13 protein-coding genes are annotated in these 15,845 nt (G+C 52.8%); 5 read left to right on the top strand and 8 right to left on the bottom strand.

The features are described from left to right. Positions 1-5: 5 nt before the first annotated feature. The 3 genes from KO498_RS06485 to KO498_RS06475 all read right to left on the bottom strand — a co-directional run bounded on the left by KO498_RS06485 (position 6) and on the right by KO498_RS06475 (position 3,559). Entirely contained in the window at positions 6-923 is a 918-nt protein-coding gene (locus tag KO498_RS06485) for an ABC transporter permease (RefSeq protein ID WP_215959061.1), read from the bottom strand. Between the two features lie 14 nt (positions 924-937). Next, positions 938-1,921, bottom strand: a complete 984-nt coding sequence (locus tag KO498_RS06480; protein WP_215959060.1) for an ABC transporter permease — start codon at positions 1,919-1,921, stop codon at positions 938-940. A gap of 72 nt (positions 1,922-1,993) precedes the next feature. After that, positions 1,994-3,559, bottom strand: a complete 1,566-nt coding sequence (locus tag KO498_RS06475) for an ABC transporter substrate-binding protein (RefSeq protein ID WP_215959059.1) — start codon at positions 3,557-3,559, stop codon at positions 1,994-1,996. A gap of 177 nt (positions 3,560-3,736) precedes the next feature. Here KO498_RS06475 and KO498_RS06470 point away from each other — a divergent pair, with 177 nt between their 5' ends. From KO498_RS06470 to KO498_RS06455, 4 genes are all read left to right on the top strand, one after another. Then, a complete protein-coding gene (locus KO498_RS06470) occupies positions 3,737-4,423 on the top strand; it encodes a GntR family transcriptional regulator (protein ID WP_215959058.1) in 687 nt (228 codons plus the stop codon). After that, positions 4,420-5,859, top strand: a complete 1,440-nt coding sequence (locus KO498_RS06465) for an amidohydrolase family protein (RefSeq protein WP_215959057.1) — start codon at positions 4,420-4,422, stop codon at positions 5,857-5,859. Before KO498_RS06470 ends, KO498_RS06465 begins: the two co-directional genes overlap by 4 nt. Positions 5,860-6,303: 444 nt before the next feature. Next, positions 6,304-7,293, top strand: a complete 990-nt coding sequence (locus KO498_RS06460) for a response regulator (RefSeq protein WP_215959056.1) — start codon at positions 6,304-6,306, stop codon at positions 7,291-7,293. Continuing rightward, a complete protein-coding gene (locus KO498_RS06455; RefSeq protein WP_215959055.1) occupies positions 7,290-7,628 on the top strand; it encodes an Hpt domain-containing protein in 339 nt (112 codons plus the stop codon). The genes KO498_RS06460 and KO498_RS06455 overlap by 4 nt, the downstream gene beginning before the upstream one ends. Before the next feature lie 31 nt (positions 7,629-7,659). Here the strand turns inward: KO498_RS06455 and KO498_RS06450 are convergent, their stop codons facing one another. The 5 genes from KO498_RS06450 to KO498_RS06430 all read right to left on the bottom strand — a co-directional run bounded on the left by KO498_RS06450 (position 7,660) and on the right by KO498_RS06430 (position 14,539). Further along, complete coding sequence (locus tag KO498_RS06450) at positions 7,660-8,025, bottom strand: response regulator (RefSeq protein WP_215959054.1); 366 nt, start codon at positions 8,023-8,025, stop codon at positions 7,660-7,662. Continuing rightward, positions 8,022-9,095 (bottom strand): sensor histidine kinase, encoded by a 1,074-nt coding sequence (locus tag KO498_RS06445; protein ID WP_215959053.1) that lies wholly within the window; start codon positions 9,093-9,095, stop codon positions 8,022-8,024. The genes KO498_RS06450 and KO498_RS06445 overlap by 4 nt, the downstream gene beginning before the upstream one ends. A gap of 97 nt (positions 9,096-9,192) precedes the next feature. Further along, entirely contained in the window at positions 9,193-12,333 is a 3,141-nt protein-coding gene (locus KO498_RS06440; protein ID WP_215959052.1) for a CHASE domain-containing protein, read from the bottom strand. Positions 12,334-13,115: 782 nt separating this feature from the next. Next, positions 13,116-14,240 carry an aminodeoxychorismate synthase component I gene (locus KO498_RS06435; RefSeq protein WP_215959426.1) on the bottom strand — a complete coding sequence of 375 codons (1,125 nt, stop codon included), beginning with the start codon at positions 14,238-14,240 and terminating at the stop codon, positions 13,116-13,118. Positions 14,241-14,245: 5 nt separating this feature from the next. Continuing rightward, complete coding sequence (locus tag KO498_RS06430; RefSeq protein WP_215959425.1) at positions 14,246-14,539, bottom strand: Dabb family protein; 294 nt, start codon at positions 14,537-14,539, stop codon at positions 14,246-14,248. Positions 14,540-14,793: 254 nt separating this feature from the next. On the opposite strand from KO498_RS06430, the gene nadA reads away from it, so the two are divergent. Beyond that, complete coding sequence (gene nadA, locus KO498_RS06425; RefSeq protein WP_215959051.1) at positions 14,794-15,843, top strand: quinolinate synthase NadA; 1,050 nt, start codon at positions 14,794-14,796, stop codon at positions 15,841-15,843. The last annotated feature ends 2 nt before the right edge of the window (positions 15,844-15,845 follow it).

Below are 15,845 nucleotides of genomic sequence, written 5' to 3'. Positions count from 1 at the left end.
GTGTTTTACCTCAACTTAGGGTTCAGGGCGTCGCGCAACCAGTCGCCCAACAGGTTGACGGCAAGCACAAGGATCACCAGCACAACAGACGGGAAGATCACCACCCACCAGACACCGGAGAACAGGTATTCGTTCCCAATTCTTATCAAGGTTCCAAGGGAGGGCTGGGTTGCGGGCATACCGACCCCTAGGAAAGAAAGCGTAGCCTCTGTTAGCACCGCCATACCAAGGTTGATCGTGGCGATAACCAGAACCGGACCCAATACATTGGGCAAGATATGGTGCATCATGATCCCCATACCGGAGACCCCGTTAATGCGCGCAGCCTGAACGTATTCCTTTCGCCGCTCCACCATCGTGGAGCCGCGCACGGTGCGCGCATATTGCACCCAGTTGGTCAATCCAATGGCGAGGATCATCACCCAGATCGCCGCATCGGCATGCTGGTCAGGGGGGAGGATGCCGCGGGCAACACCGTTGACCAGCAATGCGACAAGAATTGCAGGAAAGCTCAGCAAAATATCTGCCACCCGCATAATCGCGCCGTCAACCATACCGCCCACAAATCCGCCAATCAGACCCAGTGAGATGCCCAGTCCGGCGGCCAGCACGACGCTGGCGAAGCCTACGATGAGAGAAAGGCGCAACCCATAAAGGATCGAGGAATACAGATCACGTGCCTGCTGGTCCGTGCCCAACAAGTAGCGCGGGTCTCCCCCTTCTACCCAGGAGGGGGGCAGCTCGCTATCCAGCAAAAAGAGCTGCGAAATGTCATACGGGTTCTGTGTTGCCAGAAGCGGAGCAAAGAGGGCTGCGGCAAAAAGCAAGAGTAGGGTCACAGTGGATATCCGCGCCATCCAAGAGTGGCGGAAATTCCATGCGATGTCGCTGTCATACAAGCGGGACAATGTCGAGGTTGTCATGGTTTCTCTCCGGATCAATGTGCAGATTTGGTGCCATCGACGCGCAGACGCGGATCAAGCACGGCGTAAAGCAGGTCGACGGTGGTGTTAATGATCACGAATATCAGGCTGACCAGAACCAGATATGCTGCCATCACCGGCACATCGCCAAAGCTGACGGCCTGAATGAACAGCGCGCCCATTCCCGGCCACTGGAAAACGGTTTCAGTCACAATGGCGAAGGCGATCAACCCACCGAGTTGAAGGCCAAAGATGGTGATGACCGGAATGAGCGTGTTCTTTAAGGCGTGACGGAAGTTGATAGACCGGTTGGTCAAGCCGCGTGCCTTGGCGAACTTGATATAGTCAGTGCGTAACACCTCCATCATCTCTGCACGCACTAAACGCATGATGAGTGTGAGCTGAAACAAGCACAGCATGAAGGAGGGCAGGATCAAAGCCTTGAGGCCCGAAACCGTCAGGAACCCGGTAGACCACCAGCCGATATCAATCACCGTGCCCCGCCCGAAGGACGGCAACCATCCCAGCCAGACCGAGAAGATCAAAATCAGCAGAATACCTGTCACAAATGTCGGGAGTGAAATCCCGATCAGCGATAGTAGTTGCAAACTTTGTGCGGAAAGGCTGCTTGGTCTTAAAGCTGTTAAGATCCCAAGTGGGATGCCAATCAACAGCGAGAGCCCTGCAGCGACCAGAACCAACTCTGCCGTGGCGGGGAAGCGTTCGGAGAGCAGCGTGGAAACGGGCCGTGCATTGCGCCATGAAAGCCCGAAATCTCCGGTCGACGCACGGGCCACAAAACGGCCGTATTGCACCCAGATCGGTTGATCCAGACCAAGGCGCTCACGCACGGCGTCACGTTCCTCGGTTGTGGCATTCTCGGCCACAAGTGAATTGACGGGATCGCCCATGAAGCGAAACATCATGAACGCAATCAGTGCGACGGTAAGCATCACGAAAATTGATTGGATGATGCGGCGGATCAGAAAGCCGAGCATGGTGAATACCTCTCTTGGGCGTTAGGGGCGTCAATTGGGGCCGGAAACACGGGGTTCCAGCCCCAATAAAGGTCAGTTGGTGACCGTGGCATACCAAAGACGTACCAGATCGTCCGGCGCTTGCGGGATTTCCACGGTGTCCCGTGCGGCCCAGGATAGCGGCTGTTGGTGAAGCGGTAGCCATGCAACATCTGCCTTGGCCAGCATCAGCGCCTCTTCCATCAACGCCAGACGCTTTTCCTCGTCAATTTCTACAGCCACGGCCCTGGTCAACTCATCAACCTTGGGGTTGGAGTAGCCATTTGGTGTGAAGGTGCCATACTCGCCGTCTTTTGTTGCCAGCATCGCCGAAAGAACGGAAAACCCGTCAAGCATCGGCAAAGTTGCCCATCCCAGCATGAAAACGTCAACTTCATGATTGTCGACTTTCTTGAAATGGATTTGGCGCGGTTCCGTCACCAGACGTGGTTCGAAGCCGGACTGTGCCAACATGGCGGCCATGGCCTGACAGATGTCCCCGTCGTTCACGTAACGATCATTTGGGCAGTTCAGGTTGAATGCAAATCCATCCGGGTAGCCAGCCTCGGCCAGCAGTGACTTCGCCATTTCCGGATCATAGGGCAGCCGTTCATCCATCTCTTCGCTGAAGCCTTTTACTGCAGGTGCGATCAATGAGCCTGTAACCCGAGATTTGCCGCGCATGATACGGTCGCGGATCAGGTCCATGTTAATGGCGTGATACATTGCCTGGCGCACCCGAACGTCTTTCAGCGGGTTGCCCTCGACATTGCCGTCAACCAAGCTCTCACCCATGTTGATGCCCATCATGATGCTACGCAAGCCGGGGTTTTGCAGCATATGCACCCCGTCGGTTCCCTCAATCCGGCCTGCATCCTGAAGCGGTGCGGGTTCGATCAAGTCGATCTCACCAGACAACAGGGCAGCAACGCGAGTGGCATCCGATCCGATAGGCGTATGCTCAATCCGGGTCAGGTTGTGCTGCGGAGTATCCCACCAGCCTTCATTGACAACCAATACGTTCAGCGCATCGGGGCGGCGGCTCTCCAATGCGAATGGTCCGGTGCCATTGGCGTTGTTGGTGGTATAGCCCTCTTCACCCTGGCTGGCGTCAATCGGGGCAACCGAGTTGTGTGCCTCCAGCCAGCCCTTGTCCATAATCTGAATATTCGTCAGATAATTATTCAGAAGGGGGGTCGCCCCATCAAGGATCAGGTCTACCGTCAGATCATCCACGATCTCGACTGCTGTGAGCCCCGGAAGGTTGCCACGCAGCGGCGATTTTGGATCGACGGCGCGCATCAGCGATACTTGAACGTCGTCTGCGCCAAAGGCCTCGCCGCCTTGGAAGGTCACGCCTTCGCGCAATTTAAAGCGAACGCGGGTCGGCTCAAGCACCTCCCAGCTCGTCGCCAAAGCGGGCTCGATCTTCATATCCGCATCGTAGCGAACCAGCGGCTCATAAATATGATGGGTGAAGATATTGGTGAAACTATCAGAGGATGCATGCGGATCTAGGCCGTAGACATCCCGTGAGGTTGCATAGCGCAAACTTTCAGCGCTCGCCGCGGTCGTCAGCATAGTCGCTGCGGTGGCTGTCATCATAAGGTAACGAAGCATTTGCAGTTCTTCCTTTCGTTTGAGCGGCCCCCCTTGCAAAGGGTGCATAGCCGCGATGCATATATTGCAAACATGTTTCCAATAAATTGTCTACAAAAACTTTACTTGCACATACAATCATGTCGACATAAATTGACGACAAGCTGAAATATTGTGCAATTTGAGGTGGTAAAAGGCATGTCCACGACAAGTACCAACACTGACACTCCCCAAATGGAGGTCTACAATCGCATCTGGTTGTCGATCGCAGAACGCAAGCTGAAGCCCGGCACCCGACTGAAAGAAGAGAAACTGGCTGAGATCTTTTCAGTGAGTCGCGCTCGCATCCGGCAGGCATTGGCTGCTTTGGAACATGACGGGCTGGTGACGTTGGTCCCGCATCGCGGCGCATTCGTTTCACAGCCTTCAACCGAGGAAGCGCGTGACGTCTTTTTTGCACGTCGCGCCATTGAAAAGAGCCTGATCATCCGCCTTTGCGAAACTGCTACGCCGGCAATCATTGCTCGCCTAAATGAACATGTAGAGAAAGAGCGCGCGGCAAGAGACGCAAACGACATCAAATCGAGCATCAGATTGTCGGGGGGCTTTCATCTTTTGATCGGTGAACTTGCCGGTTCGCCCTATCTTTGGGATGTATTGCGCGATCTGGTATCGCGGACCTCTCTCATCATGGCGATGTATCAGACCCGCAGTCACGCCGATTGCGGCCCGGACGAACACGCCGAAGTCGTCGCCGCCATTCAGACTGGCGATGCGAAGCACGCAGAGAGTTTGATGGATCACCATCTAGATCATCTCGAGGGCAAACTTGATCTTGAGGGCAGTGTTGAAGATACTGACGACCTGAGAGATTTGCTATCATGACACGGTCACATGACCTTCTCATTCACTGCGCAACCATCATCACTGTCGACACTGATCGACGGGTGATCGAAGGCGGGTGGATCGCTGTAGATGCTGACCGAATCGCAGCCATTGGCACTGGCGAACCGCCGGCTGCCGAGCGCGTAATCGACCGCCCCGGCCTTATTGCCCTGCCCGGCTTGATCGACGCGCATTCTCACTCCGGGCATGGCCTCGTGCGGGCCGCGGGTGATGGTGACGGCGATCTGTGGTTCAAGCTCTGCGAAGAGATTTATGCAGGGGTCGCCACGCCAGAATTTTGGCGCGCCGAGGCGCGATTGGCACAAATGGAACGTCTTATGGGGGGCGTGACCACTGCTGTTTCCCTTCTTGGGGGTGGTGCTGATGTAATGCGCACTGATACGCCAGAAGCGGGCGACGCGCATTGCGCTGCCACAGTGGAATCTGGGTTGCGGACTTTTATGGCCGTAGGCCCGGGAAGGTTGCCCTTTCCAAAGATGTTCGGGCCCAACCGCACCCCTGTGAGTTTCGATGAACAGATGGAGGTCTGCGCCGATCTCGTTGCGCGCCACGACGATGTTGTAAACCGCCGCACCGGAGTCGCGCTGATTTTGCCGGTCTATTCTTCCGCACATATGGAGGATCACGGCCCTGAGATCCGTCGGATGTCTACTGCGATGCGAGCGCTACAGGACCGCACCGGCACTATTTTCACCCAAGATGGACATCGCTCGGGAACCATAGCCGTTGCGCGTGATCTTGGCTTACTTTCGCCCCGCGCGGCTTTAAGCCACAGCGTGGATTTGACGCCTGAAGACTTTGAAGCGCTTCGCGAAACCGGGGCCACGATCATTCATAATCCTTCCGCTATCATGTCAATTATTGGCCGCTGCCCGGTGCCTGAGCTTTTGGAGGCAGGCGTAACTGTCAGCCTTGGTTCGGATGCGGGTGCGCCGGACCGTGGTTTTGACATGTTCCGTCATATGGCGCAGGCCATGCATTACCACCGCCGTCACTTCCGTGATCCCTCCGTTCTGCCTGATGCGAAAGCATTGGAACTTTGCACCATTGATGCGGCCCGTGCTTTGGGTGTCGCAGACCAGATTGGATCACTGGAAGTGGGAAAGAAGGCAGACATCATTTTCTTGAATGGCCGGCAGCCACATTTGTGGCCACCTGTTATGGCGCTGAACCGCATCACTCACTTTGCCAATGCAGCTGACGTAGATACGGTTCTCGTGGATGGCCAAGTATTGATGGAAGAGCGCGAAATTCATCACCTTGATCTAGACGGAATTCTAGGGGACGCCCAAACAGAGGCTGATCAGGCCTTTACAGCCTCGGGGCGTTTGGAAACTCGACATGAATCACAACAGTCCTGGGGGAAATCTCGACGGGAAAACGGGGCTTACCGTGTCGCGGGCTCAGACGTTTAGGGCCATTTTACAAAGTGGAGGAATTACCCCCCACCAATGTCCGTTTTAACGTTCCGCCCTGTCGCGCGATAAGGATTACGCCAAGGTCGAGCATACACCGGACAACCTCCGACTGATTGCGCATTGCGTCAATCTGATGAAAAGAGGCTGGGAGCGGCCATCTACCAGACTACGCAGGAACGGCTGAAATGGGCCGTGAGTGTTAATGCTTCGCTTGGGACAGAGTTGAGATGCTGCGAAGCGGAGGATGGCTCCTCTGAGCCCAAAGCCGTCATTGCCAAATCAAATCTCGCGGTCTGTTCGTTGTATTTTCTATAGACGCCACCTTTAAACCAGATCCGCGCCACATTCTCGCCAATCTTCACCCAGAGATTGTATTTAACCGCCCGAGCAACCCCTTAAAGGAGCGCGAAGAGGGTGAAGAGGAAAAATGGAGCAGACTAAATGCATATACTTGCTGTTGACGACGACCCGATCATTCTTGAGCTACTGGAACATTTCATTGGCTCTATGCCTGAACATGAGCTTACGACAGCGGAGTGTGTGACCGATGCCCTTGAGTTAATGGCCGACACGACTGCACGTTTCGATTGTTTTCTCCTCGACATTCAGATGCCAAGAACAGACGGCATCGAATTCACTCGAATTTTGCGGGATATCCCTTGGTATCGCAGCACCCCGATCTTGATGCTTACGGCGAAGTCGGACAAATCATACATCGATGATGCCTTTACAGCTGGTGCCACGGATTACATCACAAAGCCTTTTGAACTTAACGGTCTCAAAGCGCGAATTGGTCTCATGGCTCGTTTGACCGTAGATCAACGTAAAGAAACGAACGCATTCCATGCAGCATGTACTTTGCAAGATATCTCACCGGATGACATCGCTGATGACCTGACAATCGAGTTGCATCACCCGTTTCCAGTATTCGACGTCGAAGGCGTCATCGAAAATCACGCAATGGAAAACTATGTGACTCAATTGTCCCGTAAATCGCTATGCGGGTCTGTTGTCCTGGGCTTTACCATCCGACATATCGCGGACTTGCATGCGCGCCTGACCCCTTTCGATTTCAAGTGTGTCATTACGGATGTCAGCGAAGCAATTTCGGATTGCCTTCTGCCGACCCGCCGCCTTGTGTCCTACTCTGGTAACGGGACGTTTGTGTGCGTTGTAGAAGGTGCTGCGCACATAGATATTGAAAGGCTTGTAGACCATATCAATCTCTACATCCGTTCAATGGAGCTATCGACAAGTGACGGCACGGCTATCGACATCCGCATCTGTGCTGGACGCATCAACCGCCTCATCTGGCGAAAGGGTGATAGTGCAATTGATTCACTTCGGAACGCTCATATCAGTGCCGAAGAGGCTGCAGATCAGCTTGAGCGAAATTTTGGCAACATTTGGACCGTTGAGCAAATCGCATGAGCTCACTTGCCATCAAGGACGCGCTCCGGCCAATTCGCGAAAGATTTCATCAATCTCTGGAGGTTACTGCGCGAGACATTAGGAACGCGCTGGAACGCGCGCTTGAAACGCCGAGCAGTGAGCAAAGTGAATTTACCCTAATCGCAGAGAAAATACATAAGATCTCAGGGACCGCAGGCACGTTGGGCTATGCGGAGTTGGGTGAATGTGCTCACGATGCAGAAATTCAAATCAACGAGTTTCTAAAAACTGGGTCGGCGCCGCCAAAGGATGCTTACTTTCAGGTCCTCGATTTTTTGGAGCTTGGTCTGAGCACTAACGGCGAAGAAGATTAATTTCGCGTCCGTTCGCGAAACTCGTCGCGTCTCAGGTCGCCATCATATCCATGATCTGCTGTCCCAATGTGACAGGATCAAATGGTTTCTCGATTACGCCTAACGCTTCGGTCTTTTTGAAGGCCTCGATCTCGTCTGGCTGAACCCTTGCCGTCATGTAAATGGCCGGCACGTTCGCCAAATGATCAAACTCCCGCAATTTCAGGAGAGTTTCCGGACCGGTCATCCCTGGCATCATGACGTCTAGAAGAAACAAATCGGGCGTTGAATCGGATGCCGCTGCAAGTGCGGCGTCACCACAATCGTATTGTGAAACTTGAAACTCACCGGCCATCTCTAACGCCATCTTCGTAATCTCGCGAATGTCTCTATCGTCTTCGACGTGGAAAATATTCATGATGAGCAACTTCCGTTAACTTGCTTTGACAACTTCAACCCATCATAAATCGGAATGTCTACAAAGAAAGTTGTTCCGCCTCCCACTTCACTTTCGAAGCTGATCTTGCAGTCCTGTTTAGCAAGTATTTCCTGAACGATACTCAACCCTAGGCCTGTTCCGCCAGTCGCCGCTCTGTTCTTTGCGCCGATCTGGACAAAACGCTGGAACAGCAGATCCTGTTCATCTTTTGGAATGCCTTCACCCATATCCGCGACACTGATCCGATTAAAGCCGGCGTGTCGCGAAAGCGCTATTTTGACGTTGCCGCCAGCCGGCGAAAACTTGATCGCATTTGACAGAAGGTTCACCAATACTTGAACCATCCGATTGGGGTCGATCATTGATAAAGCATCGGGCGCATTGATCTCGGTCGTAACACTAACATCGAAGCGATCTCTAAATCCTGCGATCCCCTCGACAGCTGTTTCGATGACATCGGCCACCCTGACTTCGGAATTGTCGAAAGCCATGGTTCCGTCCGCGATCTTATCGAGATCGAGAATATCGTTAACAATCAATATTAGGCGGTCTGCGTTGCGTTGCGCGATCTGGATCATGTTACGGGCTCGTTCGGGCATCTCACCCGCAGACCCGGCCAGTAGCAGCCCCATAGCGCCTTTGATGGCTGTCATAGGGGAGCGCAGTTCATGGCTGACTGTCGACACCAGTTCCTGTTTTTTGCGTTCTACTTCGCGACGTCGAGTGATCTCATGGAAGAAAGCGAACATCTGATCCGAAGCGCCGCTGTCGGAAAGGGGCTGAATCTGAACGTCGAAGTATGCTGCACCATGGTTGACCTCGTGAAAGAAGCTGGGCCGTTGCGACGTCAAGCGCGCGCGGGCTTCTTCAGTGCTCACACCCATCCATGACGCGAGGTCAGTTAATTCGAAGCCACTGTCCTGAGAGGCCTGTTTAAGTGTCAACGCCGCCAGATTCATATGGCAGATCGCTAGACTCTTGGTGTCAATGACCAGAACCGGATTCTCGAATCTATCAAGCATCTGCGCTGCAGTTGTCGCGGGTATCATCTAATTTTCCCAGAGTTGTGACAAAAATGTCTAAGTTCTTACATTCTGCAGTCATGACCCTAAATTGTGTCATAATTCGGTAATTTTTAAATCTTTCTTAAGCCAAACGAGCATGTTTGACCATTTCGCGAACGATTTCGTTCAAGCTAAGTCTGGACTTCACGATGGCATGGTCCACCCGAATGTCACGCACACTCGTTTCGCTAGCGGACAATGAAATGACACGGGCGTCTTTCTGGAACTCTTGGAGGTCGTTCAATAACTCATGCCCGTTCCCGTCAGGCAGGTCCCAATCAACGACAATCAAATCGAAAACTTCTGATCTTATGGCGGCACGCGCTTGGGCAAGGGTTGGCACGGAACGCATCTTAGCCAGATTACCCAGACCTTTCCTGACAATCTCAGAGAAGTCGCTGTCGTCTTCCAAGTGAAGGACACTAAACTGATGTTGTGGCAATTCTAACGACTGATCCGAATCTGAGCTTACATTGTCCGACCTCGCCAGCGGGACGGTAAACCAAAATGCTGTCGGCTCTCCGAGATCACTTTTGAAACCGATTTGACCGTTCATACGCTCTACAAGCTGACGTGAAATATTTAAGCCCAATCCGGTGCCGCCCTTTGCACGGGTATCGGATGCATCAGCTTGTGAAAACGGTTGAAAAATCTTCGCCTTGAAATCGTCGCTGATGGCAGGGCCAGAATTGATGACACACACTATCGCTGACGTCCCTACCGCTTCAAGACGGATGTGAACGGTCGTGTTGTCGTCGGAATACTTGCAGGCGTTGGAGATCAAATTCGCAATGACTTGCTGGGTGCGTTGTGAATCGACGTAGCCCACAATCGGGCTCTCAGGTAAGTCCAAACTCATTTCGACCCCATGCTGAGCGGCAAACGGAAGCATTTGCTCAACTCCCGCCTCAAGGATTTCGTTCAGGTCCGTCGGCTCAAGTTGAAAGTCAATTTCGCCAGATCGAATTTTTTCCAAATCCAGAATGTCGTTCACAAGTGCGGAAACGCGTTCCGTATTGCCATACGCGATTTCCAGCAGCCTTTCGGCCCCGTCCGGCATCTTTGGCAGCATCGGCCCACGCATCAGCCCAAGCGCGCCCTTGATTGATGTCAACGGCGTGCGCAATTCATGGCTCACCGTCGCGACAAATTCAGCCTTCATCTTTTCGATATTCTTTTTCTCACTGATATCAATGATCTGGACGATGAACACATCGGCATTCTTGGTCGGATCAAATGTCCAGGCGACGCTCAACAACCCCCAGATCGCGGGCCCGTTCTTGGGAATTATTTTGTATTCCCCTTGGTGGGAAGATTGGCTTTGGGTGATTAAATCTTTGACCACCCGTTTCATCATTGCATGATCCTCGCGCGACAATAGATCATGGAACCGCAGCCCGTTTGCCATTTCGGTCTCTTCATATCCCGTCATACGACAAAGGGCTTCGTTCTTGCCCAAAAACCGACCGTCGCCGGAAAATAATGCCATACCAACTGGCGCTTGTTCCAACACCAATTCAAATCGCTCGCGGCTGGCTTTCAGGGCGTTTCTTGCTTCGTGAAGATCGGTCTCGTCGGTTTGGGCGCCGATCAGCCGCAACGCCTTCCCGTTTTTGTCGCGCTCAGTGACAACAGCGTCTGATTTCATCCAACGCACCGACCCGTCCTCAAATCGAATGCGATATTCTGCGGTAGACCGGTCGGTTAAGCCGTCGATGCAGGCTTTGTCCGCGGCCTGCAAGATTGGCAAATCTTCCGGGTGAATTCGAGATAGGAACAGTTTTTGCGTGTCGACGTCCGTTGCACTCAACGGAACCCGCATCAGCATACGCCAAGTGTCTGATACGATGGAGCGGTTAGTGACGAGATCAATATCAAAGACACCGATTTGCGCCCCTTTCATCGCCAAGTTCCACCGAGCCTCGTTTTCTTGCAGTCTTTGCGCATAGGCTGTGCTTTCGCTGACGTCCTGAATGAGCAGGGTTGAACGCGCGAATCCATTAGCCGAAGACCACTCGTTTTTCTGAACGTGCAGCCGCAAGGATGGCAAAGTCGGGCAACGCGCAGCGCGGTCCATCCCATCGGCATTGGCTCTGAACGAGATCAGCGATTGAATCCGCATTCCGAGTCTTACATCAACAGCGTTAAACAACTGCATTGCAGCGGGATTGGCCGACAGAATGCGCTCTTTCTCATCCAATACCAAGATAGCGATAACCGCATTTTCTATTACAGAGAGGGTCTCTTCGCTCTTCGCCCGCAACTCAACGGTCTTGCGTTCAACTTCGATCTCGATTTTACTTTCTCGACTCGATAGCACTCGGGAAATGTATCCGATCAGACTAAAAATCGTCAGCCCCAGAACCAGAACGATCCATTTCGCAAGCCCGCGGTTGGCTTTTTCGAACATCGGCGTACTGTGCCAGGTCAGTGACCAGTGGCGCCCAAAAAAATCCACCTCACGCGTAATAGTGAATCGGGCCTCATGTTCCGCGAAGCGATCGAGACTATTGAAGACAAGGACTTCCCTGCTGTCTGCGCCGGTGTCGCGAACGCTCAGCGAGGCAATCGGATCGTCACTGGATGTCAAAGTGGTAAAGAGCGCCTGGCCAACAAAAGGCATATACAGCCAACCCTCAAACGCGTCTTCCATGGCTTTGGGTGTCGAAATGTCCATTCTGGCCTTGTAATGGGGGCGCAAAAGAAGAAACCCAAGTTCACGGCCATCGTTCTGAACGAGTTCGATAGGCGGGGTAAGCTGGATGGTGTTCGTTTCACGGGCAATCTGCGCTGATCGCCGTCTTTCGGGTTCAAACCCCATATCAAGTGCAAGTGCTGCGCGATTTTGTTCCAATGGCTCGATAAACTGAACCACAAATCGTTCAGGCAAGCCGGTGTCCGGATGGACAGGGGGCAGCAAGACGCCCCTCTCTAACATCTGGCTAGAAATATCGACGCCTTCGACTTCCTTGACCAAGGTAATGTATCCGATACCCAGAGTGCCGGGCAGAGTCTCTTCTATGTTCAGGCTGTCGACATAATACTGCCAGTCAAGCGCGCTGACACCGCCATGGGTGGCAAATAACGCGGATGCACCGTCCAATGTACGGCTGTATCCATCGATGCGATTGATCAATACTTCAAAAGTTTCGTCCGCATGGCGTTCGAATGCGACAATCGTGCGATTTCGTTCAAGCCGGTCGACGAACACGGCCAGTGTCAACGAGAGCCAGACACCAGCAATGAGAACCAGCCCACGAAACCACCTTGAAGAGATCAACCTTCCTTGCCCCGTAGGCCAAGAACTGATTGCAACTGCAACTCGGTATCTGTTTTTGACAATCCATGCATGGCATCAAATTATAGGCATGCCAATCAATTTACAACCATAAGTTGATACAATGAATAGCTTAAAGGGTATGGGTTGCAGGACGAATAGAACCTTCGCGTCTGATTTGCATGTCCAATAATCCCAGCGCGTTAGCATACTCGAACGTCGGAAGTTTTGCTGATGGAAAGGCCCTAATTGCTTCATCCGCATTTGGACAGTGCAATGGGCGTTTTCGTTGGAGTATTTGCCCAAGAATTTCACCGCTCCGTCTAAGCAGTTTTGATACTTACTGCAGCTACCTCGGGTTGCGGCGTGCTCCTGCATACTTGAGAAATGAGACCTTAGCCGGTTAAGCTCGAAGATGACAGCCGAAGCAACTGAGCGAATGTCGATTATTTGCCGAAACCGGACTCAGTCAGAAGTTTCACAAACAGCAGAAATGTTCACAACTTGCGAAATCGACACCTGATCCTTGCTGCACTCTGCCCGTATGGTTGGTTTTCCCGCTGCATGGTAGCGCCGAATCTTACGCTGACGCAGTAGGAAAATTGGACTCACACAAAGGGCTTATTCCAGCCATTCGCTGTATCTTTCACAGATGGCCGTTTAGCGGACAAACCGTCATTTCACTGCAGCAGCACCGATGGCCGGTCTTCGTGCTCAGAACATTGTCGTCATTGGGTCAAGTCGGCAAAACGGGATTTCAATAGGGCCTCTTCGAATTCGCCCTCAGCAGTGCTATCGTAAACAACACCACCGCCAACATTCATCTGAACAGTTTTATCTTGGCGGCACTGCAAAGTACGGATGGCCACGTTGAATTCCATTGCGCCGTTAGGCGCAATCCAACCAATGGAGCCACAGTAGGCCTCACGCGGTTGTGTTTCGATCTCTCGAATGATCTGCATGGCCCGCAGCTTCGGCGCTCCGGTGATCGAACCGCAAGGAAACAACGCCTCAAACAGATCTTTGAAAGAGATGCCTTGGCACACCTGAGAAGTGATACAGGACGTCATCTGATGCAATGTTGCGAACCGTTCTACTGCAAATAACTCTGGAACCGCGACGCTGCCAATGTCCGATATACGGCTCATGTCGTTGCGCAACAGATCAACGATCATCAGGTTTTCGGCGCGGTTTTTCTCAGAGGCTTGCAACTCGTCTCGCAGAGCATCGTCAATAGCCACGGTTTTCCCGCGCGGGGCAGTGCCTTTCATCGGGCGAGTTGTCAGTGTGCCGCCTTCTGAAAGCGAAAAAAACAGTTCAGGAGACCGTGACAACAAGACAGTGCCACCCAAGTCAACCAATGCCCCATGAGCTACGGGTTGGCGGTCCTTCAGTTGAGCATATAGCTGCGCGACATCCCCGGTAAAGCGGGAAGCAAGAGGGAAGGTAAGGTTGGCCTGATAAATGTCGCCTGCTGCGATGTAATCGTGAACCGTCTGAAAAGCCTTTGCATAGCGCGCAGAATCCCAAAGTGGTTGCATCGGGGACAATGTGGCTTGCGTGTCATTTGGCACTGGCTGGGGAGATATCGGTGCGTCAAAGACGCCAAAATGGATCAGCGGCAGGTCTCGTACGGCAGGCAATAGGGGTGCCAACTTTGACGAAGTCAGATACCCAAATTCGTAAGAAATATACCCAGCTAGCCAATGACCATCGGAATGCGCTTGCTGCATGGCATCGAACGCACTCTCCGCCTCGGCTGGCGTATCTGCCCTAATCTGCGCAACTGGTGCGGAGAATTCCGTTCCGCCCGCGACCGGACCGCTGTCAAATATTACCTTGGCATTCGTCACTAACGTCAAAAGTCCGCAGCTATCCGCATTTCGCGCAGGGGTCGCACAATATCAATCGCCTGTTGGTAAATGGGATGCGCTTTATAGGCCTGCAATGCGGCATCATCGACGAACTCGGCATAGACGACCACATCCACTTCGCCTGAGAGTTCATCAACATGACTGTTTTGGACTACCTCAAACACTGAAGCATGTGGAATGTTTCCAAGCAAGGACAGGCCATCAACAATGCGCGCGACGTCATTTTCGTCTGCTGCACTGAAGAAGACCACATGCCGGATGAAAGCTCTGTCAGACAAGGCGAAACCTGCGTTCAATTTACGACCGAATTTTACAAATCGCTTGCCACAGTGAGGGACAAGTTGCAAGAGCGCCGGTTCTGACGCGATGGCGGTTCCGCTCAACGAGGTGTCGTCAATTGGCGCCGACGGCACTACCTAAATCATAAATGCAATATCTTAACCGGGCTACGCGAACACAAATCCTAATCGGAGATGTTGGCCTGCCGTTGTTTAGCATGTATTGATGCCAAAAAGAGTTGGAAATACGCTAAATGCTAAACTTGTCACATGTTCGCTCCGTGCTTTCGGATTGTTATGATCTGGCCCCGTCAACCGAAGTCGCAGAGGCGACGTCAGACATTTATGCCCGCATGGAACGCGTCGTGACACCGCCCGACTGGGCAATCTATGCGCCTTACGTCAAAGCTATCAACGCGCTGAAAAAAGAACGCAATGCAGTCATCTTAGGGCACAACTACATGACGCCCGAGATTTTTCATGGTGTGTCGGATTACGTTGGCGACAGTCTACAGATCGCGATGAAGGCACAAGAGGTCGACGCGGAGGTGATCGTTCAGGCCGGTGTACATTTCATGGCTGAGACGACGAAGATTCTGTGTCCGGAAAAGACTGTGTTGATGCCCGATATGGAAGCCGGCTGTTCGCTTGCTGAAAGCATCACTGCGGATGGTATCGACGAAATGCGTGCCAAATATCCGGGTGCGCCGGTCGTGACCTATGTGAATACAACAGCCGAGGTGAAAGCAGCGTCTGACATTTGTTGTACGTCCTCAAATGCCCTGCAAATCGTGAACGCGATGGAGAGCGACACGGTCATCATGACGCCGGATCAATTTCTGGCGCAGAACGTAGCCAACCAAAGCCACAAGAACGTGGTCTATTGGCCTGGCTCCTGCATCGTGCACGAACAATATACCGCAAAGGACCTGCAAGACTTTCGCGAATGGAATCCCGGTACGCGTCTGATCGCACACCCCGAATGCCCCCCAGACGTTGTGGCTGAGGCTGACTTTTCTGGCTCCACCAGTGGCATCATCAAATATGTCACGGATGAGAAGCCCCAAAAGGCGATGCTGATCACTGAATGTTCAATGGCATCCAATATTGCTGATGAACTGCCAGAGGTCGATTTCGTCGGCCCCTGCAACATGTGTCCTTACATGAAGAAAATTTCGCTCGAAAAGATCCTTTGGGTGCTTCACACGGGCGAAAACGAGGTTCTCGTCGACCCTGATGTGGGCACAAAAGCCCGCGCATCGGTGCAGGCGATGATTGATATGTCGCGCAAGCTGGGTCTTTGATT

The sequence above is a fragment of the Lentibacter algarum genome (assembly GCF_018860975.1).
Classification (GTDB): domain Bacteria; phylum Pseudomonadota; class Alphaproteobacteria; order Rhodobacterales; family Rhodobacteraceae; genus Lentibacter; species Lentibacter algarum_A.
Note: the sequence above shows the minus strand (reverse complement) of the source record. Positions and strands in the feature narration are given on the sequence as shown.

Coding starts and splice junctions, on each gene's coding strand:
- KO498_RS06450 (WP_215959054.1), bottom strand. CDS start 8,025: ATGAATATTTTCCACGTCGAAGACGATAGAGACATTCGCGAGATTACG.
- KO498_RS06445 (WP_215959053.1), bottom strand. CDS start 9,095: ATGATACCCGCGACAACTGCAGCGCAGATGCTTGATAGATTCGAGAAT.
- KO498_RS06455 (WP_215959055.1), top strand. CDS start 7,290: ATGAGCTCACTTGCCATCAAGGACGCGCTCCGGCCAATTCGCGAAAGA.
- KO498_RS06460 (WP_215959056.1), top strand. CDS start 6,304: ATGCATATACTTGCTGTTGACGACGACCCGATCATTCTTGAGCTACTG.
- nadA (WP_215959051.1), top strand. CDS start 14,794: ATGCTAAACTTGTCACATGTTCGCTCCGTGCTTTCGGATTGTTATGAT.
- KO498_RS06480 (WP_215959060.1), bottom strand. CDS start 1,921: ATGCTCGGCTTTCTGATCCGCCGCATCATCCAATCAATTTTCGTGATG.
- KO498_RS06470 (WP_215959058.1), top strand. CDS start 3,737: ATGTCCACGACAAGTACCAACACTGACACTCCCCAAATGGAGGTCTAC.
- KO498_RS06475 (WP_215959059.1), bottom strand. CDS start 3,559: ATGCTTCGTTACCTTATGATGACAGCCACCGCAGCGACTATGCTGACG.
- KO498_RS06465 (WP_215959057.1), top strand. CDS start 4,420: ATGACACGGTCACATGACCTTCTCATTCACTGCGCAACCATCATCACT.
- KO498_RS06485 (WP_215959061.1), bottom strand. CDS start 923: ATGACAACCTCGACATTGTCCCGCTTGTATGACAGCGACATCGCATGG.